Source organism: Albidovulum denitrificans (assembly GCF_002973535.1).
Taxonomy (GTDB): domain Bacteria; phylum Pseudomonadota; class Alphaproteobacteria; order Rhodobacterales; family Rhodobacteraceae; genus Albidovulum; species Albidovulum denitrificans.
The window spans coordinates 203,049-227,704 of sequence record NZ_PVEP01000006.1; the positions used below are offsets into that span (position 1 = coordinate 203,049).

The following is a 24,656-nucleotide window of genomic DNA, read 5'->3' on the forward strand; positions in this document are numbered from 1 at the left end:
CAATGGCCCTGGATCACACCACCCCGTCCTTCATTCTGCCGGCCCGGATGGGTCGGCAGGCACCCCTGGCCAAGGCGGTCGCATCGCTGGGCATGGCCACCCTGGGGCAGGAAGGCGCCGTCGCCGCCAATGGCATGGCGCTGACCGCCCCCGGGCTGCCGCTTTACGCGGCCTCGGGCGCGGTCCCGGATGCGGCCGCGCTGCGCCCCGTCGCGGACCGTGTCCTTGAGGCCATCGGCCTCAGGCTTGTGGCGGTGCCGGATGCGGGGCCGGGCGATCCGAACCTGTCGCTGGCCGCACTGATGCTCCGGGTCGGCCTTGTCGGCCGCATCCTCGATCTCGCGCATCATCACCTGAAGCCGCGTCGCAGCATGGGGCAGAAGATCCTGTCCCACCAGCTGGTCAAGGTCGGCTTCTCGGACGCCTATGCCGCGATGCGGCTGGCCGAGGAGACAGCCGCGCTGCGACTTGCCACGGGCGACATGAGCGGTCTCGACGCCGATCACAACCGCCTTACCGAGACCACACTGGCGGCCGAAAAGCTGATGGGCGGGCACGGCTATCTGCTGAGCGGCACACATCCGCTCGGTTATGCCTCGGTACTGATCCAGACCATTTACGGACCGCAGCCATGACGGGTGTGGCGGCCCATTGCGACCTGCTGGACCGGGTGCGCGCGCGGTTCGCGCCCCTGACCGGCCCCGGCCGTGCGCTTGGCGCGGTCATTGCCGATGATGCTGATGCGACGCGGCGCCTGGCGGATCTGCCCTTGATGCGCGCGGTCGGCCAGCTGGGGCTTGACCCCGGCGCCAGCCATGCCGAACGCATCGCGATCTACGAGACGCTGGGCCATATCGACCTGAACATCGCCGCTGCGGCGCCGGGGCCGGTGATGACCGGCTTCGTGGTCGAAGCCCTGGGCTGCGACGTGCAGAAGGCCGCGTTTCGCGCGATCTTCGAGGCGCGGCCCGCGTGGAGCTGCTTCGCCCTGACCGAACCCGACTGCGGCACCGACGCGGGAGCTATGACAACCCGGGCCGAGGCGGTGGCCGATGGCTGGCGTCTTGACGGGCGCAAATACATGGTCGGGCAGGGGGTCACGGCGGATGTGACCGTTGTCTTTGCCCGTACCGCGCCCGGCCCGCTGGGGATTGACGCTTTCCTGGTCCGCCCGGCGGAGCACCCCGGCTATAGGGCCACGCGGCTTCCCCTGACCGGGATCGCCGGAACCAACCTGTCCGAGATCCGTCTTGACGGGGTCGTGGTCGCGCCCGGCGCGCGGCTTGGCGCGCATCTGAGTGCGGCGGACCGCTCGCGCCGGATGCTGTCGGCGACGCTGGATGCGATGCGCCCCTGCCTCGGCGCGATGGGGCTTGGCCTCGCGCGTGCCGCGCTTGACCGGGCCGAGGCTGAAGGTCTTGTTGATGCCGCTTGGAGCGTCCCCTACAGGCGGCGGCTTGCGGCATTGCTGGAGTGGGCGCTGAAGCTGGGGGCGGCGCGCGACCGGGGCGTGATCCTTGATCGCGACGCCGGACTGATGAAGGCCGGTGCCGTGGCGGCGACCGAGACGACGATCACCGCGCTGCTGCTCAGGGCCGGTGCCGGTGCCATGGCAGCGCACCCCTGGCTGCGCCGCGCATGGTGCGATGCATCCGCATTTGAATACATGGAAGGCGTGACGAATATCCACCGTCTGAACGCCGCCCACGAATTCCGCTCTCATGGGAGGCACTCAGATGTTTGACACGCCGTCCGTTCCGCCCGTTCCGGTCGGGTCAAGGGTCGCTGCGTTCGCCCACGTGGCGATCCAGTGTGCCGAGGAACCCGAGCCGGTGGAAGACACGCCCCAGGTCAGGGTCTGGCGCCGCCACCACGGAGCCAGGGGTATGGCACGGGTTCACCCACATCTGGCGCGGAACGTACACGACCCGGTGGTCGTGCAGATGATCCTCACCGCGCTTGCGCCCTTCGCCGACCGCGCCTGCGGCCTTGTCTACGTGACCAGCGGCTTTGCGCTGAACTATCGCAGCCCGGTCCTGCCGCATCTTCTGAACGCCCTGCCGCCCTTCGCCTCGGTCGCCGCACTGCGGCACGAAGCCGATACGTCGCTGCCCGCAGAGGCGCTTCGCCTGGTCGAGGCCGTCCTGCGCGAGGGCGAGGTCTGCCTGCTGATCCATGACCGTTCGCGGCGTCTGGTCGCGGCCGACGACGCTGCTCGCGGTGCGGGCGGGGTGGATTTCATCCTGCTGACGCCGTCTGCCACGACCACCTGTCCCGCCCTTTCCCAAGTCACCGACCTTCTCAAGGAAGGAACCCTGCAATGACCGCAATCGACACGCCTTATAATCTGGGACCTGACCCGGCCCCCGTTCATCTGAGCTGGAGCAAGACCTGGTCCGACCTGCTTCACATGGCCTGGCCCATCATGCTGGGGGCCGGCGCGATGGCCTTGCTGCATACCGGGCAGGCGAGCCTGCTTGGCCATGTCCCCGACACCCGGCCGCTTTATCTGTTGTCGATGTTGCAGCCCTGGTATCTGCTGTTCTTCGCCTTCCTCGAAGCGCTTGCAATCACCGCGCAGGTGTTCAGTGCCAGGTCCTGCAAGGCCTGGCCGAAGGGGGGGATCAAGGTGGCCGTGCTGCTGCTGTCGTTGTTGTCACTTGCGATCACGGCGGGCCTGCTCTGGTGCGTGCGCGAAAGCGACTGGCTCCTGATCCATTATTTCAAAGTGCTGGACGAGGCGACGCTGGCGGTGCTGCCTGCCTATATCCTGACCCTTGCGCCCTTCGCCCTGTTCGAGATCCTGAACGGCACGATGCGCGGGCAGGGGCGGACCCTGCCCGGGCTGATCGTGCTGGGAATTGCGGTCGTAATCAATCTTGGCGTGACTTATTACCTGCTGCACGCGGTGGGTATGGGCATCGAGGCGCTGTTCTACGGCAACCTTGTCTCGGGCGGTGCGGCCACGCTGCTGATGGCCGGTGTCGTCCTTTTCTCGCTGGACGGTTCAGGCCCCGCGCCGCTGTTGCCAAGCGTGATACGCGCGGCCACCTTGCTGGCTGTCGTGGGCGCGCCGGTCTTTCTGTCGATGGTGGTGGGCTTTTTCAGCTCCACCGTCCTGTTCGGCCGAATGGCCGAATTCGGCAGCGAACATGCCTCGGGCTTTCTGCTGGCGACGCGGCTACGGTTCTTCATGCTGATCCCGGCGACGGCGCTTGCAACCTCGCTGGCGGTTCTGCTGAACCAGGACAATGAAGCCGATGGCGGTGGCGCGCATCACATGGCGCGGTTGCTGCAATCTGCGACGGGCCTGCTGGTGTTTTATGCGGTGCTGGTGGCCGCTCTCTACGCGGCGCAACCCTTCCTGATCGCGGCGTTGGCCGAGGATCAGCAGGTGCGGACCGCCGCGGATGCGATGTTGACCCTGCTGTTGCCCACCTACATCATCGTCGCCTTCGTGGTTTTCTGCCATGTGGTGATGGAGAACCTGGGCCGCGGCGGCCGTGTGCTGTTCTGGACCCTGCTCCTTGAGGGGGCCACCTGCTGGGCGCTGCTGCGATACGCCACCGACATCGACCGCGCAATGTGGGTGCTGATCGGCTCGGCTCTGGTCTACGGCACGGTCTTTGCCGTGGAGTACGGGCTGATGGCCCGGGCGCTGTCGCGCCGGGCCGAGGCCACGAGCCGGAAGGCGGCGGCATGAGTCGGGCGGAGCCCTTGACGATCCGCGCGATGGCGGCCCATGTCCCCTCTGCTGCACAGACCCTGGCCGAGGCAGCGGCCGAGATCGGCCTGAACGGAATGCAGGTACGGATGTTCGGGCGCCTCTTCGGTCTTGAGCGTCTGCCCTACGATCCCGGCGAGAGCCTTGAAACCCTGCTGGTCAGCGCGCTCGACGCGCTGGCCTCTCAGGACCCGGCGGCCATCCGGCGTGTACGCTATGTGATACACACCCACACCATCCCCGCGGTGCGGCCTGCCTTTGCGCGCATCGGCCTGAATCTGCCTCAGCGGATCGAGACGCTGAGCCTGACCATGGCTCACTGCGCCTCTGGCTTGGTGGCGCTGGAGATGCTGGACGATCTCCTGATCTCTGGCGAAACGGCGATCATCCTGGCGGGTGAGAAGGCATTTCACCCTCGCGTGCGGGTGATCCAGGATACGACGGTCATGTCGGACGGAGCAGTCGCCCTGCTGGTCGGCCGCGGTGAGGGGCGGATCGCGGTACGCGCCACCCATGCCATCCATGACGGACGCTTCGCCATCAGCCGCGGCCATCGCGGCGAGGAACCGGCCCTGCCAGACAATTATGTCGGCTTCGTCGGCGCCCATATCCGCGCTGCCCTGACACGGTTCGGACTGGCACCCGGCGATCTGCGCCTGATCCTGCCGCATAACGTCAATCTGGTTTCCTGGGGAGCCATCGCCAAGACGCTGGGTCTGCCGTTGACGGCGGTCTACACGCGCAACATTCCCCGCTATGGCCACTGCTTCGGCGCCGATCCTCTGCTGAACCTGATGGATGCCGAGGCTGACGGGCTGCTTGCCCCCGGAGACCGCGCGCTTTGCGTGTCGGTCGGAATGGGGATGAGCGCCGCCGCCACCCTGATCGACATCCTGCCCGCCCCCGTTCCCGCTTCTATCCCCGCCCAGCGAAAGGATCTTTCCCCATGCTCCTGACCGACAAAGTCCTGGCTGACATTGCCGGGCATGTACCCACGCCCTTCTTCGCCTATGACCAAAGCGCAATGAAGGCGACGTTCCAGGGGTTGAAACGCTACCTGCCCGAGGGATCGGACATCTACTATTCGCTCAAGGCGAATCCGAACAAGGCCGTGGTCAGGACCCTGACCGAAGAGGGCGCCGGCTGCGAGGTCTGCTCGCGCGCAGAGCTGGAGACCGCCGTGGCCGCAGGCGGAAATCCGCGCCGTATCATCTATGTCGGCCCCGCCAAATCGGAGCGGGATATTGAGCGCGCCATGGATCTCGGCATCAAGGCGATCATCGCCGAAAGCCGTGCCGAGCTGGAGTTGATCGGCAGCATCGCCGCGCGGCGCTGCGCGGTGCAGCCGGTGGGTCTGCGCATCAACCCCGACTTCAAGAGCGCTTCGGTGCGGATCAAGATGACCGGCGTGGCCAGCCAGTTCGGCATCGACGAAGCGGAGCTTTGGGACGTGCTCGACATGGTCGAGGCACATGCCAGCCTGATCCCTGTGGGCATCCATGTCTATCTGGGCTCGCGCATCCTTGAAGAAGAGGCGGTATTCGCCAACACGCGCAATATACTGGAGCTTGCCGAGCGGGTTTCCGCGCATCTTGGCCGCCCCCTTTCCTTCGTCGATGTGGGTGGTGGCTTTGGTCTCGCCTATTTTCCGAAGGAACGGGATCTGGATCCGGTGCGCCTGGGCGGGGGGCTGGCAGACCTGATCGCCGAATTCCGCGCCCGCCACCGCAGGACACGGGTGCTGATCGAACTGGGGCGCTATCTGGTGGCGGCCAGCGGCGTCCTGGTGACCAGTGTGCGCTACGTCAAGCAAAGCAAGGGCAAGACCTTTGCCGTCTGCGACGGCGGCTCGAACATCTTCGCCGCGGCCGCGGGCTATGGTTCCGCCTTCCGCAAGAACTGGCCGGTGCGGCGGCTGGGTGCCTGCGATGGCGATATGACCGAACAGATGCTGACCGGGCCGCTGTGTACGCCCTCGGACACCACCGGAGACAAGGTCATGCTGCCGCGGCTGAAGCCGGGGGACCTGCTGTGCTTCGAGCGGGCGGGGGCCTACGGACCCTCCGCCTCGCCCACCCGGTTCCTCAGCTTCGGTCACCCGGCCGAGGTGATGCTGACGCCCGCAGGTGCGGTCCTCGTGCGTGAGGCAGACCCGGCCGACCAAGAGATCCCGCATCAGGTCTGGCGGCCCCTGCCGCGGGATACCGGGATGGCGCAGGACGATACGGGGGTGCTGGCCCATGCCTGCTGAGACAGCGCTGCGCCTGGTTCAGGCGCTGGACCACCAATTGCCGCGCCTGGCCGAAGCCGCCGACGCGCAGGAAACCGACGCCGAAGCCTGGCGTACTGTGTGGTCCGATCCGCAGATGCGGGCGATTTCCTATGTTGGCGTACCCGATGCGATCACGCCCTACCGTTTTGCCGAGGCGGGGCTGGGTGCCGAATGCGGCCATGCGCTGCACCTGGCGCTTGTCGAAAGGCTGTCGCGCGGGGCGGCGAGCGCCATGATGGCGCTTCCGGCCTCGGCGATGTCAACACGCGCGGTGCTGCGACTGGGGACCGAAGATCAGATTGAACGGTTCTTTCGGCCCTTTTCCGATGGCGCGGCCTGGACCTTTTTCGGGGTGACAGAGCCCGCAGTGGGTTCGGATGCCGGGCAGTGTCGCATGCGGCTCGATCCTGCGGGCTCGGGCTGGTTCCTGACCGGGGAAAAGACGCTGATCGGCGGTGCGACACTGGCGCAGCGCGGGCTGGTGCTGGCCACCGACCGGACGCAGCTTCGCCTGGCGATGGTGATGCAGGCGGCGGACGGGCGCGCGTTTTGCGCCGAGAAGCTGCCGATGACCGGGCTTTGCGGTGCCGGTATCTCGCACCTTCGGTTCGACGGGCTCGCCATCGGGGCCGAGGATATCCTTGCCATCGACAGTCGCCGCCCCGTCATGCTGACCCTTGCCGATGTCTTCGAGAAGCACCGGCCGATGGTGGGCGCCATGGCGCTTGGTACCGGTCGGGCCATGCTCGACCGGCTGGCCGAGGGCGGCGCGACCGGGGGTTTCGACGACCTCCTGCGCGAACATGGCGCCTTGCTGCGGCGGATGGTGGGTTTGGGTGTGCAGGCCGATACTGGCCCCTTGCCGGTCCATGCTGTCAGCCAGTTCAAGCGTCAGGCCACCGCTTTCACCGATCGGGTGCGGGCGCGCATTGCCGCCCGCGCCCCCGCCATTCTGCTTGCCGATCGCCGGATGCGGCGGCTTTGGCGTGATGCGGGCGCGTTCGAATACATGGAAGGTACGACAGCCATCCACAGTCTCAATGCTTATCGCGATTACGTCACCAGAGAGGTTTTCCATGACCGTGCAGTTTGACCCCGGCCGCCTGATCTGGGACTGCTTTGGCGGTCTCGAAGTACCCGAACCCGCCTGGGAGGGCGACCGCGACTACTGGGAGGGTTTCAACAAGGCCTTCTTTGCCGCCAACGGCATGGATTACGATCCCGCGCGTGACAGCAACGTCGCCGTCTGGATCAGGTCCGAGGATAGGGCCTCGTTCTCGGACATGGTCGCGGCTCTCGCGCCGCGGCTGGCGGGGGCCGAGGATGCCGACCTGGTCCTTCTTGCACATTGGCTGCCGGACCTGCACATGGGGACCTCGGTCACCAATTACGCCATGCACCGGCTGGGGCTGACCGAAGCCCTGGGCTTTGCCATCAGTGACCGGGGGCTGTCGGCCCCGCTCTTCGCCTTCGATTATGCGGCGCGGGTTCTGCAACAGGGCCGCCGAAGGAAGGTCCTTCTGATGGTCATGGATCAGCGCACCATGCTCTATCGTGATCCTGCGATAGAGGCGCTTGCCCCGGCCAATGTCGCCGCGTTGATGGTGCTGGACGGGAAGGCGCCCGATGGCATGACCTATCGCGGCTATGCCAGGCGGGTCGTGGCCGAAAAGGCCGGGCTTGCGGCTGCGCTGGCAGAGATCCGGGCCGAGCTAGGCTTGCCCGAGACCACGACGGTGATCGGACCCAACGCCGTGGCGCCGGATGTGGCCATCGACCCAAGCCTTGTCTGTGCCGCGCCTTTCATCGCGCTGGCGAGGCTTGAGACATCACCAGCGGCAGCGCTGCTGGCGACTTGGCACCAGGGCAGTCTTTGCGCCATCGGCTTTCAGCGCGAAGGGATCCGTGATGCGGCTTGAAGCCATCGAAACCATCGTTCCCGAGCAGCGCATAGACGTTGCGGACACGATCCGCGATGCAGGCGGGGGCGTCGATGAAATCCGCCTGTTTCAGCAGCTTTTCGAAATGCAGACCCTGGCCGCGGCCGATCCGGCCAAGGGGATGCACGGCTATCTTGCCGATCTGCTGGACCGGATCGGCCCGGCGCCGCAGGAGCTTGGGCCGGTCGCGCTGCTCCACGCCCACTCCCTGCCGGCGCGCAGCGGGCAGCGCCTTGCCGATCTGGGTCGGCTGGCCAGCCATCCCGCTTTGGCGACGCTGAACGGGACATGGGACGTGGACCAGTTCAACTGTGCCGGCATGTTCTACGCTCTGGCCGCTGCCGAGCGCATGCTCAGGGCCGGGACCGTTGGTAGTGCGCTGATCTTCGGTGGTGATTGCCTCTCCGACTGGCCGCTCGCGCAGCGCTACGTGCCGACCTGCACCGCGCTTGGCGACGGCTACGCCCTTCTGCGGGTGTCGAAGCGGCCCGGCGGCCTGCAACTCGGCGCGATCTCGACGCGCTATTTCGCGGGCTATGCGGGCGGTCTGGATGGCCCGGCCGAGGAAATGGACCGCTACAACCGCGCCCATATCGACATTGTGCGCCAAACCCTTGCCATGGCGGGACACGACCCCGATCGGGGGAGCCTTTTCCCGCACAACATCAACGGGCTGAGCTGGCGCCTTTTCTCGCGTATGAGCGGGCTGGCACACGACCGGATCCATGACGGGCTGGTGCGGGATATCGGTCACTGCTGCAATGCGGATCCCTTCATCGTGCTGGATCGCGCCCTGGCCGTGGGCGCCGTGGAGGGTACGGTGCTTTCTGTGGGTATGGCGGGCTTTGCCGGTGCAGCAACGATTCGCGGTACGCGGGAGACGGTGCTGGCGGCGGCCTGAACAGCGCCGCGCCCGCCACAGCCAGACGTAAAACCGCCGCCGGTGTGATCCGGCGGCGGTTTTCTTTTGTCCTTTCGAACCGTGGGGTTCAGGCAAATTCAGCGATGGACGGACGGTCCTGCAGACCCCAAAGCTCGGTGACCTCCTCGATGAAGGGGGTGATGGTCTTGCGGTCCACCATGCGGTCCTGTCCCCGATCCATCGCGGCAAGGAGCGTTGCGGCGAAGTCGCGGTTGCGGCGCGCCTCGTCCATCGCCACCGCGCCGGTGATGATCCGCGGGCGGCTGGCATTCGAGAGCATAGATGCCTTGAGACGTTCGATCCGCTTCTCGAGGCGGGCAATCTTCTCGTCGGGGGTTTCCGTCATTTGGGTCTCCTCATTTTGGGGCGATGCGGGAAGGATGTCCCGGCCGGAGGATCGCTGCGACCTGAATGAGGATATTGTCCCCGCGGCGGATTCTTGCACCAGGCGCGGAAAGCTGGACGTCCAAAATGACGTATCGGGGACCTGCCATCATTCTGGCCTCACTGACAAAATCATCATCTGGGACGAAGCTTGGCGAATTACCTGACTTGGTGGGGTTCAACTGTAGGCACCAGGAGTCAGCATGTTCGATACCGCCCCCCAGTCCACGGCCGCCGCGCCGATCTGGCGCCCGGCCCGCGCCTTGGGCGCTTCCCCGTTGCAGACGCTTAGCGCCGCGCCCGGCGCGGCCACGCGCGTGGTATGTTTTGCCGGGGCGGGAACCTCGGCCAGCTTCTTCAAGCCCTGGCGCGATCTTGGCGGCCCGGCGGTGGCGGTTGCGGCCTATCAGCCGCGCGGACGCGACAGCCGCTGGCACGAGCCGCGCGCGGGCCTGTCGGCCACGGTGGCCGAAGCCACCGCCGCGCTGATCGAAAGCGCTGTCGAAGAGCGGTTGGTTCTGGTAGGGCATTCCTACGGCGCCCTCGTGGCCTATGAGGTGGCGCAGGCGCTGCGCGGGACCGCCGTGCGTGTTGATCACCTTGTCGTGATGGCACGTCCAGCGCCTTTCATGGCGCCACATACCCATCTTGTTGCTGACATGCCCGATGCGGAACTGGTCGCCACTCTGCGGGCCATCGGTCTCGAAGACAAGGGTATACTCAGCCATCCCGGGCTGGCGCATCTGTTCCTCGATACCCTGCGGCACGACCTGCGCGAGAATCACGATTACGTTCATCTGCACGCACGGCCGCTTGACTGTCCGATCACCGCCTTCAGCGGCGCGCGCGACCCGATCGCCACGCCACTAAGCATGGCCAACTGGGCCGCCTGCACCAGCGCTGCTTTCCGCCATCTGCGGATGCCGGGCGCGCATTTCTTTCCCGTCGCCATGCCGCATCGCATGGTCCGTCTCTTTTCTGGTCTGCTGGAGGGCAAGACATGAACGCGAAGATCGACACCGCCATGACCGATATGGCCCACCGGGCCGACGGTTTTCTGCCCGCCGAGGGGCGGGATGCCGATCTGCGCGCGGCCATTCTGGCCCGGCCCGACGTGGTCGATGCCGTCGTGCGCCGCCGTCTTGGTCTTGACGGGCGGCCCCGTCGCCTGGCCTATCTGGTTTCTGGGCGGCCGCAGGATGCCGCACTGCCCGAAGCGCTGGCGGCCGAAGTCGTCGCCGTTCCGGTCAGCCGCATTCCGAGGGATGCCAGCGGGGCGCCGGACCTTGCCGCGCTTGCGACGCTGCCGGTGATCGAGGCGAAGTCCCTGGGCCGCGGCGCCAGCCTGCACACCCTGGACCGGATGCCCGCCCCGGACACCGGCTGGACCGAGGAGCAGCTCACCCCAGCAGAGGTCTTGGCGCGGCCCGCGCTGTTAACGGGCGGGCCGCTTCCCGACGCGCAGCCGGGCGTTCGTACCTTGGCCGATATCCTCACCCGGGCGGCGACGTTGGACGCCGCGCGCGGGCTCACATTCCTCTTGCGTGGCGACTCTCCGGTCGAGTTGAGCTATGCCACCCTTCACGCGGAGGCGCTGCGCATCGCGGGCGGTCTGGCCAAGGAGGGTTATGGACCGGGTACGCCGGTCATCTGTGTTTACCGCGATTGCGAGGACCGCCTGGCCTTGCCCGCCTTCTGGGGGGCGGTCTATGCCGGGCTGGTACCCGTGCCGCTGCTGTCGGCGCGGCGGTTCTCTTTCGACGATGCGCAGGTGCGGCGACTGTCGGATGCGGCCGAACTGCTGCCCGAGGCGGCGCTTCTGGCCGCCGGTGCCGCCGACGCAATCCGCGACCTGCTGCCGGGTCGCCCTGTGCTTGTTCACGACCGCCTGCTTGCCGCAGCGCCGCGCGATGTGGCCCATAGCGCGGACCCCGGAACCCCCGCCGCGTTCTTTCTGACCTCGGGTAGCACGTCGAAACCCAAGGTGGTGCGCCAGACCCATCGCGCGATTCTGTCGCAGGTCCTTGGCAGCGCCGCGCAGCAGGGTGTCACCGCTGATGACATCTCCCTGAACTGGCTGCCGATCGACCATGTCGCCTCGATCGTCATGCTGCACATGCGCGACCTGTATGTCGGGGCGCGCCAGATTCGCGCCGTGGCGGGCGACATGTTGCGCGATCCGCTGACCTGGATCGACTGGCTCTCGCAATACCGGGTGACGAATGGCTGGGCGCCGAATTTCGCATTTGGCCTCGTCGCGGCCGATCTCGCCGAAAAGGGCGGGCGCGATTGGGACCTGCGCCCGCTGAGGTTCCTGCTGAACGGCGGCGAGGCGGTAACCCGCTCCACAGCGGTCAGTTTCCTTGACGGGCTTGCCCCCTTTGGCATGGCGCGAAGCGTCGTCTGGCCCGCCTGGGGCATGTCCGAGACCTGCTCGGGCTGTGTCTTCAATCTGGGATTTGATCCCTTCGACGGCGCCCGTGGCCCGGTTTCAGTCGGTCTGCCCTCTCCCGGCGTCGCCCTGCGCATCGTCGATCCGGCGAACCCGGTACGCGTCCTGCGCCGGGGCGAAACCGGCGCACTCCAGATTGGCGGCGCAACCATTCTTGACGCTTATCACAATGCCCCTGAAAAGACTGCCGAGAGTTTTCCGGAACCGGGCTGGTTCGACACCGGCGACCTCGGTCGGATTGATGACGCCGGTCTGTCGATCACCGGACGGCAGAAGGATGTGCTGATCGTGAACGGGCTGAACATCAGCCCCGGCGAGATCGAGGCACGTCTGGACCGGATTGCCGGGGTCAAACCTTCTTGTTCCGCGGTCCTGTCACTGCCGGATGCCGAAGGCGGGCGTGATCGTATCGCTGTCGTCTTCGTCCCCGAAATGATGCCGGCAGAGGCGACCCTCGTCGGCAGCATCCGATCGGTCCTCGCCGCGGAACACGGGCTGGGTGCCGACGTGGTCGCCGCCCTGTCGCTGCAAGAGATGCCTAAGACCTCGATCGGCAAGATCCAGAAGGAGAAGCTACGCGCCAATCTGCTCTCGGGTGCGATCCGGCCGGTCGATGACCCGGCGGGCGGCGAAACCGTGCCGCGCCTGCCCACGCTTTGGCGCGAGACCTGGGAACCCACCGCCGCCGAGACCGGCCCCTTGCCGGAGGGCATCACCCTCTGCGGCACCGCCCCCGCGGGGCTGATTTCGGGCCTGAAACAGCAAGGGTTGCGCGTCGGGTACGTCTCGGAGGCCGCCCTTCTGGGGCAGGAGATCGGCATCGTGCAGGGTGAGGCGCTGGTGATGTTGCCGGACGCGGTGAGTTCGGCGCGCGGTGCCGTCGGCCTTGTGCAGGGCGTCCTGAAACTTTGCCGACAGGCGCGGCTGCGCCTGCTCTGGGTGGCTCCGGGGCTGGCTGATGGCTGTGCCGAGGCCGGGATGATCGCCGCCCTGCTCCGCTCTGCCGAAGCAGAGACCGACGGCCTTTCCGTCCGGCTCATTGATCCGGGGGCAGAGCCACTGACGGCGTCATGTCTGGCCGCCGAACTGGGGGACAGGGCGCGGCAGACCGAAGTCGTCTGGACCGGTGGCCAGCGCTCGGTGCGGCGGCTGGAGGCGCTGACCTGTCCTCGCGATGGGGCCGACCCCATCCGCATAGCGCGCGGCGGGCGTTACCTTGTCACCGGCGGGCTGGGCGGGATTGGCGCCGCGCTTTGCGCCCATTTGCTGGACCGCGGCGCGCAGCGTCTTGTCCTGACCGGACGGCGGCCCGAATCCGCGCTGAATTCCGACAGTCGGGCGCGACTTGCCGATCTGCGACGCCGCGCCGGATCGGGGGCCGAGTTGGTCTATCGCGCGCTGGACCTCGGCGACGCCGACCTTGGCGAACGCCTCGGCGACCTTCGCCTTGATGGCATCTTCCACCTTGCGGGGCTTGCCCAGCATGCTCCGGTGTCCGAGATCCGCGCCCAGAGCCTTGACGCGATGTTCGCCGCAAAGCAGCGCGGCACCGCTGCCCTGGCGGAACTGGCTTCGACGGTCGGCGCGGACTGGCTGGTCTGCTTCGGTTCGCTCAATGGCAGCTTCGGCGGGGCGGGCTACGGAGCCTATTCCATGGCCAACCGCTATCAGCAGGCCGTGGCGGGAAAGCGACACGGCTGTCGCATCGTCAGCCTCAACTGGTCTATGTGGGAGGACACCGGGCTGAGCGCCGGTTTCGCCGAGAAGCGGCTGGCAGAGCAGCGCGGCTACCAGGTGATGGCACCATCCGACGCCTTGTCGGTGCTGGATCGGACCCTGGCCAGCGGAGTGGACTCGGTCCATATCGGCATCGACGCGACACGCGGCGCCATGGCGGCCGACCTGATCCTTCCCCTGGCGGGGCTCGCGCGGGTGGAACTCGGGCCCGAAACACCCGCGACCGGGGTCGATCCGTTCGGCATGCCGATCCCGTCGCAGCGTCGCGCCGAGGGCAAGCGCCTTGCCGGGAATGCGACGCCCAGCAGTGATCCCGTGATCGCGGCCCTGTGCCGGGTCTGGCAGGAGGTGCTGCGCCTGCCCGCGCCACCTGCGGCGGACGACTGCATCTTCAGCCGCGGCGCCACCTCGCTGGACCTGCCACGCGCAGCGGAACGCATCCTTGACGAACTGGGCTGTGACATCGACCTGCTCGACCTGTTCGAACGGTCGAGAATATCGGATTTCGCGGCGCTGTTGCGCGGCTGATCCTGCCTTCGTCTTCGCTCCTTCCTCCCGACTGGCCCCCGCATGGACGACCACCCTGCGGGGGATTTTTCTGCCTCGCCACGATGCGCAGGACGCGCGCGCCTACATCTGGCACAGGCTTACCACCAATCCGGCGCAGACCCATTGCCGCAGCGCGCCAAAGCGACCCAGGGCCGCCCAGGCGATGCGACCCGGTTCGGTCCCGGGCGTCAGCGCTATATCCGGCAGCCAGAACCGTTGAGCCGGGTCCGCCAGATCGGATAGCGCCTTGAACACCGCCTCCTTGGCCGAAAATGCCCGGATCACGTCTGCGGGTGTGGCAAAGCGGGCGCGTTCCGGCCCGGACAGGCAGAGACGGGCGGCGGCAGCGGCGGTCCCGACCCGACCGAGGCCCTCCATATCCAGCCCGAGCCGACCGGGCCGCGGCCCGGCAACGGCCATGGCCCGCGCGCCGTGATGGGTGATCGCGCCGGTCCATCCCTCGGGCCATAGCGGCGCACCGCTTTCCAGACGGCCGATCGGCAGCTCGGCAGCGGCACCGGCACCGGCCCGGACAAGCGCGCGATGTGCAGCGCGCCGCCCGGCCAGGAACGTATCCCGCCGCCTTGCGCCCCATGCATCGACCAGCCCCACATAGGCGGGCGGGCAGTCGGCAGCGGCGCGGATCGGTACCAGGGCGCCGGCGGGCAGGGGGTGCAGATCGCGCATCGTGTCCTCCATCGTGCCGAGCCTAGCGGAGCTTATCCTGCTCCGCTTCCCAAAACACGAAAACGGGCGTCCAACATCACGATCCCGGACGATACCGCCGTCTCTTTCCAGGCCCTTAGGCGCTATCGCCGCCGCTTGCCGCAAGGATCCCGACCGATGCACGACCCCGATCAGTACGCTCGACTCTCCGACATCCTCGTGCGCCGCATGCGGGCCACGCCGCAAAACCCTGCTGTGCAGGACCGCCGCACCGCGCTGGACTATCAGGAACTCGTCGGCAAGGCCGCGGCCCTGGCGCGTGAGATGGTCGCGGGACAGGTCCACATCGGCGACCGGGTCTTTCTGCTGATTGGCAATTCGGCCTCTTTCGCCGTGGCCTTCTGGGCCATCCAGATGGCGGGCGCCGTCGCCGTCCCGCTGCCAGTGGACACCCCCGCCGACCGTCTCGAATGGATGATCGGCGACAGCGAGCCCGCGCTGATCCTCGCCGAACCTGGCGTTACTGTCAGCGTCGCCCCGCTCTGGACAGTCGAGATCGAGCAGCTGGGCGATGCCACCCCACCTTCGACCTATGTCGCCCCCGAGGACCTCGCGCTTATGATCTATACCTCCGGTTCGACCGGGACGCCCAAGGGCGTGATGCTTAGCCAGCGTGCCGTGGTGACGGCCGCATGTTCCGTCGCTTCCTACCTGGGCTACCGCGCCGATGACCGGATTTTCTGCGCGATTCCCTTTACCTTTGACTACGGTATGCATCAGCTGACCATGGCCGCGCTTTCGGGCGCGTCGGTTTATGCCGAACGCGACTTCTCACGGCCCTTCGTCAGCCTGCACACCCTCGCCCGAAGCGGTGCCACCGTCCTGCCTCTCGTGCCGACGCTGGGCGCGCTTCTGGTGCAGATCGGCAAGCGCTTTGACCTTGGTGGGCTACGCATCGTGACCAACACCGCCGCAGCCCTTGGCACCACGCTGATCGACGACCTGCGTGCCATGATGCCCGGCGCGCGACTGTTTTCGATGTACGGTCTGACCGAATGCCATCGCTGCACCTATCTTGAGCCCGACCAGCTGGATATCCGCAAGACCTCGGTCGGCAAGGCGATCCCTTATACGCGCATGTGGGTGGTCGATGATGAAGGCAACCGTCACGAGGCCAACGCGACCGGAGAGCTGGTCATCGCTGGCGACACCATCATGCAAGGTTACTGGGGCCGTCCCGACGCAACTGCTGCGCGCCTGAAGATCCGGCCGGAGACCGGTGAAACCACCTTCCATACTGGCGACATCTGCCGCCTGGATGAGGAAGGCTACTGCTATTTCATTGGCCGCGCGGACGACATCCTCAAGGTGCGCGGGCAAAAGGTCGCCCCGGTCGAGGTCGAGCGTTGCCTTGTCACCCATCCAGGCATCGCCCAGGCCGCCGTCCTGGGGCAGGACGATCCGCTGCTGGGAACCGCCGTGGTTGCGGTTGTCGAACCCGCGCCCGGCGCCACGCTCGATCCGGCCGAGGTGATCGCCTACGCCAGCGCCCGCCTGCCATTGCCCGCGCGCCCGGTCCGCGTCCAGATCGAGCGTGGCCTGCCGCGCAACGCGAACGGCAAGATCGACAAGCGCGCTATCCGTCTGGCTGAGCCGGTCGCATGACGCCCCATCTCGTCGATATCTCGATCGGACAAGCCGGGCGCGATAGCCGTGTGCCGGCCGGCGATCTGGCTGAGGCACGCGGCGTACCAACCTCCAAGCGACGGCTTCTGGAACGGTATTTCATGCTTGAAACTGTCCTGGTCCACCAGGACGACCAGCCCGAAATGCTGTTCGGCGCCGTTGCCGGCCTGGTGCGGCGCCACCCGGATCTGCGCCGGAAGCGCGGCACATTGCTGCACGTCCGCACGCAGACACATGCCACCCATGCCGGAACCGATTGGCTGCGGCACCTCGCTTCCCGTGCGGGCCTGCCGCACTGGGAGGTCATGGCCCAGACGCAGACGCATTGCGCCGGGGGACTGGTGGCCGTCGACCTGGTCGAAGGCCTCGGCCCCGACAGGCCCGCCATCATCCTGACCGGGGAAAAGGCATTCCACCCGATAACCGCCAACCAGCCCGGCGCCGTCCTTGGCGAAGCCCCCGCGGCGGCCCTGATCGGTGCCGGTCCCGAAGGCTGGGCCATCCGCCAACGCCACCTGCGCCACGCACCGCAATTCCACGACAACCCCCGCCGCATGGCCCCCGAACTGCGCCGCGACTGGGAACGCGGATTCGCCACGCTGATGCAGGATTTCATCGACGATAGCCTTGCCCGGTTCCGCCTTGCCCCCGGGGCGTTCGATCTGGTGGTTCCCTACAACCTCAACCTGCCGCTGCTTCAGGTCATCGCCGAACGCTACGGGTGGCAGGACCGGATCCACCTGCGGAGCGTCACCCGAACCGGCCATCTGTTCTGCGCCGACGTGTTCCACAATCTTGCAGAGTTGCTGCCCGGGACCAAAGCCGACCGCATCCTGTGCTTCGCCGCCGGGATGGGCGCGACCTTTGCGGCGCTGGTGCTGGAACGGTCCCGGATCGCGATCCGGGACGTCCAGAAACCCGCATTCGGTCGCAATCGGGCCGTGCCGTCCCCAAACTGACAACCATCTGAAAGCCAAGCCGCCCCTGAACCGCCACTCTACCGAAGGACCGACCGCCATGCGCTTCTACACGACCTGCCCGCCCTCGACAGCCTATGATGCCCAGAGCTATCCCGCCCGCGTGTCCCAGGTGGCCCGCTGGAGCGAGGCGGCCGGGGCCGAGGGTGCGCTGATCTACACGGATAATTCGCTCGTCGATCCCTGGACGGTCGCACAGATGATGCTGATGGAGACCAAACGCTTCATCCCCATGATCGCCACCCAGCCGGTCTACATGCCTCCGTTCAGTGTGGCCAAGCGGATCGCGTCCCTGGCACTGCTGACCGGCCGCAAGGTGGCGCTCAACATGGTGGCGGGTGGCTTCCCCCGCGACCTTCAGGCGCTCGGTGACGATACGGCCCATGACGACCGCTATGCCCGGCTTGAGGAGTACTGCCACATCGTCCAGGCCATGCTGCGCGGCGAGACGGTCACGCTCAGCAGCCGTTTCTTTCGGGTCGACAATCTCAGGCTGATGCCGGAAATGCCTCGGGCGCTCCTGCCCGAGATATTCCTCTCCTCCTCTTCCCCCGCCGGGCGTGAAACGGCGGCAAGCCTCGATGCAACGCCCGTCAGCTATCCCAGCCCGCCGGGCGAACGCCCTGAGGATCCCGAACAGCGCCCGACCCGCGTGATCCGCATCGGCCTGATCGCGCGCGACACCGCCGATGAGGCCTGGGGCCTTGCCGGGCAGCGCTTTCCCAAGGACCCGCGCGGATCAATGATGCACCGCATGGCCACCGCCACATCGGACAGTCAGTGGCATCGCCAGTTGACCGAAACCGGCGCGCGCCTCGCGCAGTCCGAACGCAGCACCTACTGGCTACACCCGTTCCAGACCTACAAGACCTTTTGCCCCTATCTCGTCGGCACGCATGCCGAAGTGGCCGAGGCCCTGGCCGATTACCGCGAACAGGGTGTCGATGGGCTGATCCTCGACGTGCCGGCGACCCGCGACGATCTGGTTCACTCCGCCCGCGCGATCGCGCTGGCGAGTGACGCCCTCATTCACTGACCTTCCCGCAACCTCCGCAACCCAAGGACCCCAACGATGACCCAGACCCTTCGCGCCTTTCTTGTCGCGCTCAGCTTCGGAGCCATGACCATGCCGCTTGATGCACAGACCCCTACGCCGGATCTCTCCGGCATCACCGCCCTCAGGATCCAGGGCCAGGGCAGCCGTACCGTCGTCATCGCCGATGCGACGGCAACCCCCGGGATCAACGTCACGCAGAAAAGCAACGTATTTTGCCAGGTCGAACCGGCCTTCACCCGCCAGGGCGACACCCTCATTGTCGAGATCCAGCATCGCGGCTTCCTGGTCGGCTTCAAATGTGACGCGACGGTGAATGTGACCATGCCCGCGGGCATCGCGGTGGCGGTCGATCAGCCGCAGGCGGTCGTCGAGTTGAAGGGCCTGTACAGCGATATTGCCGTCGCGACCGACAAGCTGGTGCTGACCCTGGATGGTGGCGCCGACAGCCTGCGCGTGAAGGCCGACAAGGCCGTGATCACCGCCGATTTTACCACCCACAAGGCGGGCCAACCCCCTGTGATCGACATCGCCGTACCTACCTTGGTGGCCAATGTCGGTTACCCGCGCGACATGGCGATCGAGTACACGGTCGATGCCCCCGTCGCCGTCTTCTCGCGCGGCATGCCGCAGACCCCGGGCGCCGACGGCCGGTTGACCATCACCAGCCAATTGCTCAAGGGCGCGCTCTATCCTGTTCCCGCCCGGTCCTGAGAACCCCGGCCGGGGGGGCGTCCAGACTTTGCGGATGTATGCGCAAGGTGTGAGGTCGTTCAGCGTCTCGAGCCGGTGAGAGAAGAGGCCTTCCTCCATGTCGCCGCGCGGCTGGGGGTCGGCCCGCACCGGATCGAACAGGGGACTACGACTGCGAAACCGGCCGCAGTTGCGGGGGGTGCCTTCCTGTGCTTTCCGAACGGCCGACGGCCATCGTTGCCGCGAACGACTTTGCTGCCATGGGCGTCATTGCCAAGGCATGCGAGCTTGGCCATTTCGGTCGTCGCGCCGGCAAAGGCGGTCCACCGGCCCCCGGCCTGTCAGTAGACCGATCCGTAAGCCTTGCAGCGGGCGGCCGTGTCCACATCCTTCAACCAGTTCATCTCCCCGCCCTTATGGGCGAGATAGACCTCTGCGAACCCCTTGGGGAACCAGCCGGTGACGATCTTGTTTTCCGCAAAGCGCCGCAGGGCTTCGGGCAGGGTTTCGGGCAGCCGGACATAGCCGCGCGACGCAAGCTCCGCCGGGGAGAGAAGCGACAGGTCCTCTTCGGTGACGCGCGGGATCGCCAGTTTCTCCTCAATGCCCTGCGCGCCTGCGTGGACAATCGCCGCCAATGCCAGATGCGGCGAGGCGGCGGCGTCGGCCGCGCGGAACTCGAAATTGTACTGGCGCGCCGTGCTTTCGGGATCGGTCGAGGTGACCGGGCAAACCCGCACCGAGGCCTCGCGGTCGCGGAAGCCGAGGTTGTTGAACGCCGCGCTCCAGCGATGCGGGGTAAGACGCAGGTAGGAAATCTCCGACGGTGCAGTCAGGGCCACGATTGCGTCGAGGTATTTCAGCACACCGGCGATGAAACTGCCGGTCAGGGGCGACATACCGGCGGGATGGGCGGGATCGTAGGTGGCAGGCTGTCCCGCGGCATCGACAAAGCTCATGTGAATGTGGACGCCGTTGCCGACGCTGCCCGGGTCGAGGATCGGGGCGAATGTCACGGCCTCGCCCATCCGCCGTGCGGTCATCCGTGTCACTTCACGCAGGATCACCGCCTGATCTGCCGGGGCATGCCCCTGTGCCGGCGCGTTGGTGACCTCGAACTGGTCGGGGCCGAATTCCTTCATGAAGGTATCGGGTTTCAGCCCGCCCTTCGCCAGCGCCGCCATCAGCGTTTCGGCAAAGGCGCGACGGCGGGAAAAGCTGGACAAAGCAAAGCCCTGGCCCGGCGAGGTATCGGTCGGAAGAAACTGAAACTCATGCTCGAAGGCGGCGACAAGGTCGACCCCGCCCGCGCGTTTCAGCCGGGCAAGGGCATCCTTCAGGATCGACCGCGTGCAGCAGGACCAGGCCTTGCCGTCCAGATCGGTGATATCGCCAAGCGCGAAGCGTTCCACCGGACCGCCGTCCTCGAAATCAAGCGTCACGGCGGCCTCCGGGTCGGGAATGAGGAGCAGGTCGCCGAGCGAGCCGAAGGGGCTGTCGCCGATCACGTCGAAGCAGGTGATCATCGCATTCGTCGGCACCCAGCCGACGCCACGCTTCATGCGCTTGTCCAGGTCGGTCTGCGGAAAGGCCTTGCCGCGCGTGATACCGGCGAGATCGGAGGTCGCGGCGAAAATCAGCGGTTCAGAGATCATCTTCTTCGGTTTCCCCAAAATCGAGGCGCAGCGAATCCCAGTCTTCGATACGCGCCTTCACCGTTTTCCAGTTGGTTTCAGCAATGCGGGTCAGGGCGGCCTCGACGACCGAGAAGGCCCCCGAATAGCTGTCCCAGAGCGTATTGCTTTCGATCGGCACTGCCAGCACCTCTGTCGCGTGCTGCGACACCGGGGACAGCCAGCGATCGGTCAGCAGGATCGCCAGCACCTTCCGGTCCTGCACTGCCCGCTCGGCAAGCCGTTCGAGGTTCTTCTGATAGCGGCGGAAGTCGGCGACGAAGAGAATGTCGCGCGGCTTCATCCGCAGCAGGTATTCGGGCCACATCTCCGGGTCCGTCGGCAGGTGATAGACCTTGGCGCGGGTCTGGCGCAGGTGGCGCGACATGTAGCTTGCGATCGTGTCGCTCATCCGGCCGCCGATGACATAGATCGCGCGCCTGGGGTCCGAGAGCAGGCCGCATATCCGTTCGAACTGCGCCTCGGGGATGGCCATTCCGGTCTGTTCGATGATCTTGCTGGCGCGGGCCAGAAAGCTTTGCAGATAGGCGCCATCGACCGGCTTCGCGGTGCGTTGCAGATCGACGGGGGAGCGCTGCCGCTCTTTCAACTCGCTGATCAGGCTGCGCTGGAAGTCCTGAAACCCGTGGAACCCGAGCTTTGTGACAAAGCGGGAAATCGTCGGCGGCGAGGTATTGGTTTTCTGCGCGATCTCCTGAATCGGCTCAAGCCCGGCGAAGGGATAGTCAACCAGGATCGCGGCGCTGAGCCGTCGTTCGGTGGCGGTCATTTCGCCCGACACCCGTTCGATCCTGTCGCGTACCTGCATGCGCGCCCTCCGTTTGTGCAATCACCATTGGAGAATGAAAATAATTTGTCAAACTACAAAATTTTCTTGCAAACAAAAATTTCATGTCATTGGCTTGCGGGGCCGACAAAGGATTCGCCATGATCACCGCTCCGCCCCGAAACATCGTTCCGGCCCTCGCCGCCGCCATTGCTTTCGTCGTGCTGGCGGCAGGTGCGGCGACGGTTCTGGGGCCTGCGGCGGAACGGGTTCTGACCGTCTTTTTCGTTTCCCTGATCGCGGTTCTGGGCATCGGCGTCTATTCCGGCAACAGCGGCGTGCTGAGCTTCGGGCATCTGTCCTTCATGGCGATGGGGGCCTATGCGACCTCGCTCCTGACCCTGCCTGCCGCGGTGAAGGCGGCGACCTTGCCGAAACTGCCGGACTGGCTGGCATCGACCGAACTCGGCCTGTTCCCTGCGATCCTCGTGGCGGTCGTTTTCACTGCGGCGGTTGCGCTTGTCGTCGGGCTGGCCATCGGTCGGCTTGACGGGTCGGCCGCCACCATCGCGACGCTGGGCCTGCTGATCATCGTCCATGGCATCATCATCGGCTGGCGTGACGTGACGCGGGGGTCGGGAACCTTCTTTGGCGTTCCACGCTCGACGACGCTTTGGGTGGCGGCGGCGGGGTGTATCGTCGCGCTGATCGTGGCGCGGCTTTACCGGGATTCCGTTTCGGGCCTCAGGTTGCGCGCCAGCCGTGAAAATGCCATCGCGGCGGGGGCGATCGGCGTCAACATGCGGCGCGAGCGGCTGATTGCCTGGGTGTTGAGCGCGACGCTCATGGCCCTGTCGGGCGCGCTGATCGCGCATTTCCTTGGCGCCTTCAGCCCGAAGAAGTTCTTTTTCGTCGATACGTTCCAGCTGCTCGCGATGCTGATCGTGGGCGGCATGACCACCGTGACCGGCGCGGTGGCCGGCGCCGTCACGATCACCATCGTGACCGAGGTGTTGCGCCGCTTCGAAAGCGGTTTCGACATCTTTGGCGTCGCGGTCCCGCAGGTTTTCGGTACCACGCAGATCGGCATCGCGCTGATCATCCTGATCGCGATGTTCCGCAAGGCGGACGGCATCTCCGGCCTGAAGGAATGGGAGGAACGCCTGTTCCCCGCGCAGAAGGTAAAGGCCGTCGGCTCCCGGTCCTTCGCGGTCACCGACAAGGCCACCCTTACAGCCGAAGGCATGACCATGCGCTTCGGTGGGCTGACGGCGGTCGACAACGTGTCGCTGACCATGGCGCCGGGTGAGATTGTCGGCCTGATCGGGCCGAACGGATCGGGCAAGACGACGCTGCTGAACATGCTCTCGGGCGTCCTTGTCCCGTCGGAGGGTGCGTTCGCATTGGGTGACCAGCCGCTGAACGGTCTGCCGACCTACAAGATCTCCGATCTTGGGATCGCGCGCACCTTCCAGAACATCCGCCTTTTCCCGGCGCTGTCGGTCCGTCAGAACGTACTTGTCGCGGCGCTGTCGACGGCGGGCGGGAAGGACGCGGAAGACCGGGCCGACGCCGCCTTGCAACGGCTTGGCATCGCCGATCACGCCGGGGACGATGCAGGCACGCTATCCTATGGCGACCAGCGGCGGGTTGAGATCGCGCGGGCGCTGGCCTGCCAGCCGAAGGTTCTGTTCCTTGACGAACCGGCGGCGGGCATGAACCGGGAAGAGACCGACGCGCTGATGGATACGCTGCGCGGCCTGACCCGCGATCTCGGGATCGGCATCCTTCTGGTCGATCACGACCTTGGGCTGATCAACCGGCTCTGCCACCGCATCCTGGTCCTGAACGAAGGCCACCTGATCGCCGAAGGCACGCCCGAGGCGATCCGCAAGAACCCGGCCGTGATCGAAGCCTATCTTGGACAATCCAGTACCTGAAACCCCCGCCAAGGGGGAAAACCAACAGAGGAGCCGACATGAAGACGCTAGCATTGACCACCGCCCTGATCGCCGCATCGTTTGCGATGCCGGTCACGGCCGAAAGCCTGCGCATCGGGGTCGCCACGGCGCAGACCGGCGCGCTTGCCCCTTTTGACGCCCCGGTCATGGAAGGGGTTCATATCGCCGTGGATGAGATCAACGCCGCGGGCGGCATCGGCGGGACGACGAAGATCGAGCTGATCGAAAAGGACGTGCGGTCGGACGCCGCCCAGACCTCGATCGCGGTTCAGGAACTGGTGGATCAGGGTGTGTCCTTCCTGATCCTGCCCTGTGACGCCGATCCCGCGCTGGCCGCCATCGGCATCGTCTCCAGCGCCGAGATCCCGGCGGTGTCCACCTGCGCCTCTTCGCCGACCCTGCCGCTTGTGGGGGGCGATTACATGTTCGCCAACTTCCCCGGCGACAACGTCCAGGCGACCGTTTCGGCGGAATGGGCCTGGGGGCAGGGGATGAAGTCCGGCTACATCCTTTATTCGCCCGATACGCAGTACACGACCATGCCGCTTTACTTTGCCGAAGTGTTCGAGAAGCTGGGCGGCACGATGCTGGGCCAGGACACTTATTCGATCGGCCAGCAGGACTTTTCCGCCATCGTGACCCGGATCGCGTCCCTGCCCGAACAGCCGGACGTGATCATGACTTCGGCCTATGAGCCGGACTTCCCGTCCTTCCTGAAGGCGCTTCGCGCCGCGGGCGTGACCTCGCAGGTGATAGGCTCGGACGGGATCGACAGCCCGACGACCTTGTCGCTGGGCGATGCGGCCGAGGGGCTGGTCTTCACCACGGCCGGCCACGCCGCGCCGGGCAGCGCGCTGGAAGGCTTCAACAAGACCTATGAGAAGATCATGGGCCATCCGTCCGAGACGGTGTTCAACGCGGTCGGCTATGACCTGATCAAGGTGGTCGAGGCCGCGCAGCTTGCCGCTGGATCGACCGATCCCAAGGCGCTGCGCGACGCCATGGCGAACCTTGAGAACGTTCAGGGCGTCACCAGCACGATCACCTACAAGGGGACCGACGGCATGCCGGTGCGGCAGGTCTCGCTGATCCGGGTGAAGGCGGGCGGGCGTGAACTTGTCGGGCAACCGTCGCCGACGGCGGACCTGATCCCCGCCCCGCGGATGCAGTAAGGGGAAC

The 24,656-nt window shown here is 66.5% G+C and carries 21 protein-coding genes; 17 read left to right on the forward strand and 4 right to left on the reverse strand.

Annotation, left to right across the window (positions count from 1 at the left end; all coding sequences use genetic code 11):
- Positions 1-2 precede the first annotated feature (2 nt).
- The 9 genes from LX70_RS14535 to LX70_RS14570 all read left to right on the forward strand — a co-directional run bounded on the left by LX70_RS14535 (position 3) and on the right by LX70_RS14570 (position 8,837).
- Positions 3-635: an acyl-CoA dehydrogenase family protein gene (locus LX70_RS14535; protein WP_105515501.1), complete on the forward strand. Its 633-nt coding sequence runs from the start codon at positions 3-5 to the stop codon at positions 633-635.
- Positions 632-1,744, forward strand: a complete 1,113-nt coding sequence (locus LX70_RS14540) for an acyl-CoA dehydrogenase family protein (RefSeq protein WP_105515502.1) — start codon at positions 632-634, stop codon at positions 1,742-1,744. The genes LX70_RS14535 and LX70_RS14540 overlap by 4 nt, the downstream gene beginning before the upstream one ends.
- 142 nt (positions 1,745-1,886) lie before the next feature.
- Positions 1,887-2,324, forward strand: a complete 438-nt coding sequence (locus LX70_RS14545; RefSeq protein ID WP_211301729.1) for a hypothetical protein — start codon at positions 1,887-1,889, stop codon at positions 2,322-2,324.
- The gene (locus tag LX70_RS14550) at positions 2,321-3,703 is read left to right on the forward strand and encodes an MATE family efflux transporter (protein WP_105515504.1); all 1,383 of its coding nucleotides are present in this window, start codon (positions 2,321-2,323) and stop codon (positions 3,701-3,703) included. The genes LX70_RS14545 and LX70_RS14550 overlap by 4 nt, the downstream gene beginning before the upstream one ends.
- Complete coding sequence (locus tag LX70_RS14555) at positions 3,700-4,680, forward strand: 3-oxoacyl-[acyl-carrier-protein] synthase III C-terminal domain-containing protein (RefSeq protein WP_105515505.1); 981 nt, start codon at positions 3,700-3,702, stop codon at positions 4,678-4,680. The genes LX70_RS14550 and LX70_RS14555 overlap by 4 nt, the downstream gene beginning before the upstream one ends.
- The gene (locus tag LX70_RS14560; protein WP_105515506.1) at positions 4,671-5,975 is read left to right on the forward strand and encodes a type III PLP-dependent enzyme domain-containing protein; all 1,305 of its coding nucleotides are present in this window, start codon (positions 4,671-4,673) and stop codon (positions 5,973-5,975) included. The genes LX70_RS14555 and LX70_RS14560 overlap by 10 nt, the downstream gene beginning before the upstream one ends.
- Positions 5,965-7,089: an acyl-CoA dehydrogenase family protein gene (locus LX70_RS14565; protein WP_105515507.1), complete on the forward strand. Its 1,125-nt coding sequence runs from the start codon at positions 5,965-5,967 to the stop codon at positions 7,087-7,089. The genes LX70_RS14560 and LX70_RS14565 overlap by 11 nt, the downstream gene beginning before the upstream one ends.
- The gene (locus LX70_RS20785) at positions 7,073-7,915 is read left to right on the forward strand and encodes a hypothetical protein (RefSeq protein WP_170076208.1); all 843 of its coding nucleotides are present in this window, start codon (positions 7,073-7,075) and stop codon (positions 7,913-7,915) included. Before LX70_RS14565 ends, LX70_RS20785 begins: the two co-directional genes overlap by 17 nt.
- A complete protein-coding gene (locus tag LX70_RS14570) occupies positions 7,905-8,837 on the forward strand; it encodes a beta-ketoacyl-[acyl-carrier-protein] synthase family protein (protein WP_170076209.1) in 933 nt (310 codons plus the stop codon). Before LX70_RS20785 ends, LX70_RS14570 begins: the two co-directional genes overlap by 11 nt.
- An 88-nt stretch (positions 8,838-8,925) precedes the next feature.
- On the opposite strand, the gene LX70_RS14575 is transcribed toward LX70_RS14570, so the two are convergent.
- Positions 8,926-9,204 carry a hypothetical protein gene (locus LX70_RS14575; RefSeq protein ID WP_105515509.1) on the reverse strand — a complete coding sequence of 93 codons (279 nt, stop codon included), beginning with the start codon at positions 9,202-9,204 and terminating at the stop codon, positions 8,926-8,928.
- 241 nt (positions 9,205-9,445) lie between these two features.
- Between LX70_RS14575 and LX70_RS14580 the strand changes: the two genes are divergently transcribed.
- Entirely contained in the window at positions 9,446-10,246 is an 801-nt protein-coding gene (locus tag LX70_RS14580) for a thioesterase II family protein (RefSeq protein ID WP_105515510.1), read from the forward strand.
- Positions 10,243-13,959, forward strand: a complete 3,717-nt coding sequence (locus LX70_RS14585) for an AMP-binding protein (protein ID WP_105515511.1) — start codon at positions 10,243-10,245, stop codon at positions 13,957-13,959. The genes LX70_RS14580 and LX70_RS14585 overlap by 4 nt, the downstream gene beginning before the upstream one ends.
- A gap of 102 nt (positions 13,960-14,061) precedes the next feature.
- Here the strand turns inward: LX70_RS14585 and LX70_RS20790 are convergent, their stop codons facing one another.
- Positions 14,062-14,667, reverse strand: coding sequence for a 4'-phosphopantetheinyl transferase family protein (locus LX70_RS20790; protein WP_170076210.1), 606 nt, complete (start codon positions 14,665-14,667; stop codon positions 14,062-14,064).
- A 156-nt stretch (positions 14,668-14,823) separates the two neighbouring features.
- Here LX70_RS20790 and LX70_RS14595 point away from each other — a divergent pair, with 156 nt between their 5' ends.
- The 4 genes from LX70_RS14595 to LX70_RS14610 are packed head-to-tail and all read left to right on the forward strand — an operon-like array spanning position 14,824 to position 19,077.
- The gene (locus LX70_RS14595; RefSeq protein WP_170076211.1) at positions 14,824-16,311 is read left to right on the forward strand and encodes a class I adenylate-forming enzyme family protein; all 1,488 of its coding nucleotides are present in this window, start codon (positions 14,824-14,826) and stop codon (positions 16,309-16,311) included.
- On the forward strand, positions 16,308-17,291 hold the full coding sequence (locus LX70_RS14600; RefSeq protein WP_105515514.1) for a 3-oxoacyl-[acyl-carrier-protein] synthase III C-terminal domain-containing protein: 984 nt from the start codon (positions 16,308-16,310) through the stop codon (positions 17,289-17,291). Before LX70_RS14595 ends, LX70_RS14600 begins: the two co-directional genes overlap by 4 nt.
- A 58-nt stretch (positions 17,292-17,349) precedes the next feature.
- Positions 17,350-18,345, forward strand: a complete 996-nt coding sequence (locus LX70_RS14605) for an LLM class flavin-dependent oxidoreductase (RefSeq protein WP_105515515.1) — start codon at positions 17,350-17,352, stop codon at positions 18,343-18,345.
- Between the two features lie 36 nt (positions 18,346-18,381).
- Positions 18,382-19,077 (forward strand): hypothetical protein, encoded by a 696-nt coding sequence (locus LX70_RS14610; RefSeq protein ID WP_105515516.1) that lies wholly within the window; start codon positions 18,382-18,384, stop codon positions 19,075-19,077.
- Positions 19,078-19,397: 320 nt separating this feature from the next.
- Here LX70_RS14610 and LX70_RS14615 read toward each other — a convergent pair whose 3' ends face one another.
- Together LX70_RS14615 and LX70_RS14620 are read right to left on the reverse strand one after the other, a co-directional pair.
- The gene (locus LX70_RS14615; RefSeq protein WP_105515517.1) at positions 19,398-20,711 is read right to left on the reverse strand and encodes a type I glutamate--ammonia ligase; all 1,314 of its coding nucleotides are present in this window, start codon (positions 20,709-20,711) and stop codon (positions 19,398-19,400) included.
- Positions 20,701-21,558 (reverse strand): MurR/RpiR family transcriptional regulator, encoded by an 858-nt coding sequence (locus LX70_RS14620; protein ID WP_105515518.1) that lies wholly within the window; start codon positions 21,556-21,558, stop codon positions 20,701-20,703. The genes LX70_RS14615 and LX70_RS14620 overlap by 11 nt, the downstream gene beginning before the upstream one ends.
- 119 nt (positions 21,559-21,677) lie before the next feature.
- Between LX70_RS14620 and LX70_RS14625 the strand changes: the two genes are divergently transcribed.
- Entirely contained in the window at positions 21,678-23,456 is a 1,779-nt protein-coding gene (locus tag LX70_RS14625) for a branched-chain amino acid ABC transporter ATP-binding protein/permease (protein WP_105515519.1), read from the forward strand.
- 38 nt (positions 23,457-23,494) lie between these two features.
- On the forward strand, positions 23,495-24,649 hold the full coding sequence (locus LX70_RS14630; RefSeq protein ID WP_105515520.1) for an ABC transporter substrate-binding protein: 1,155 nt from the start codon (positions 23,495-23,497) through the stop codon (positions 24,647-24,649).
- Positions 24,650-24,656: the final 7 nt, after the last annotated feature.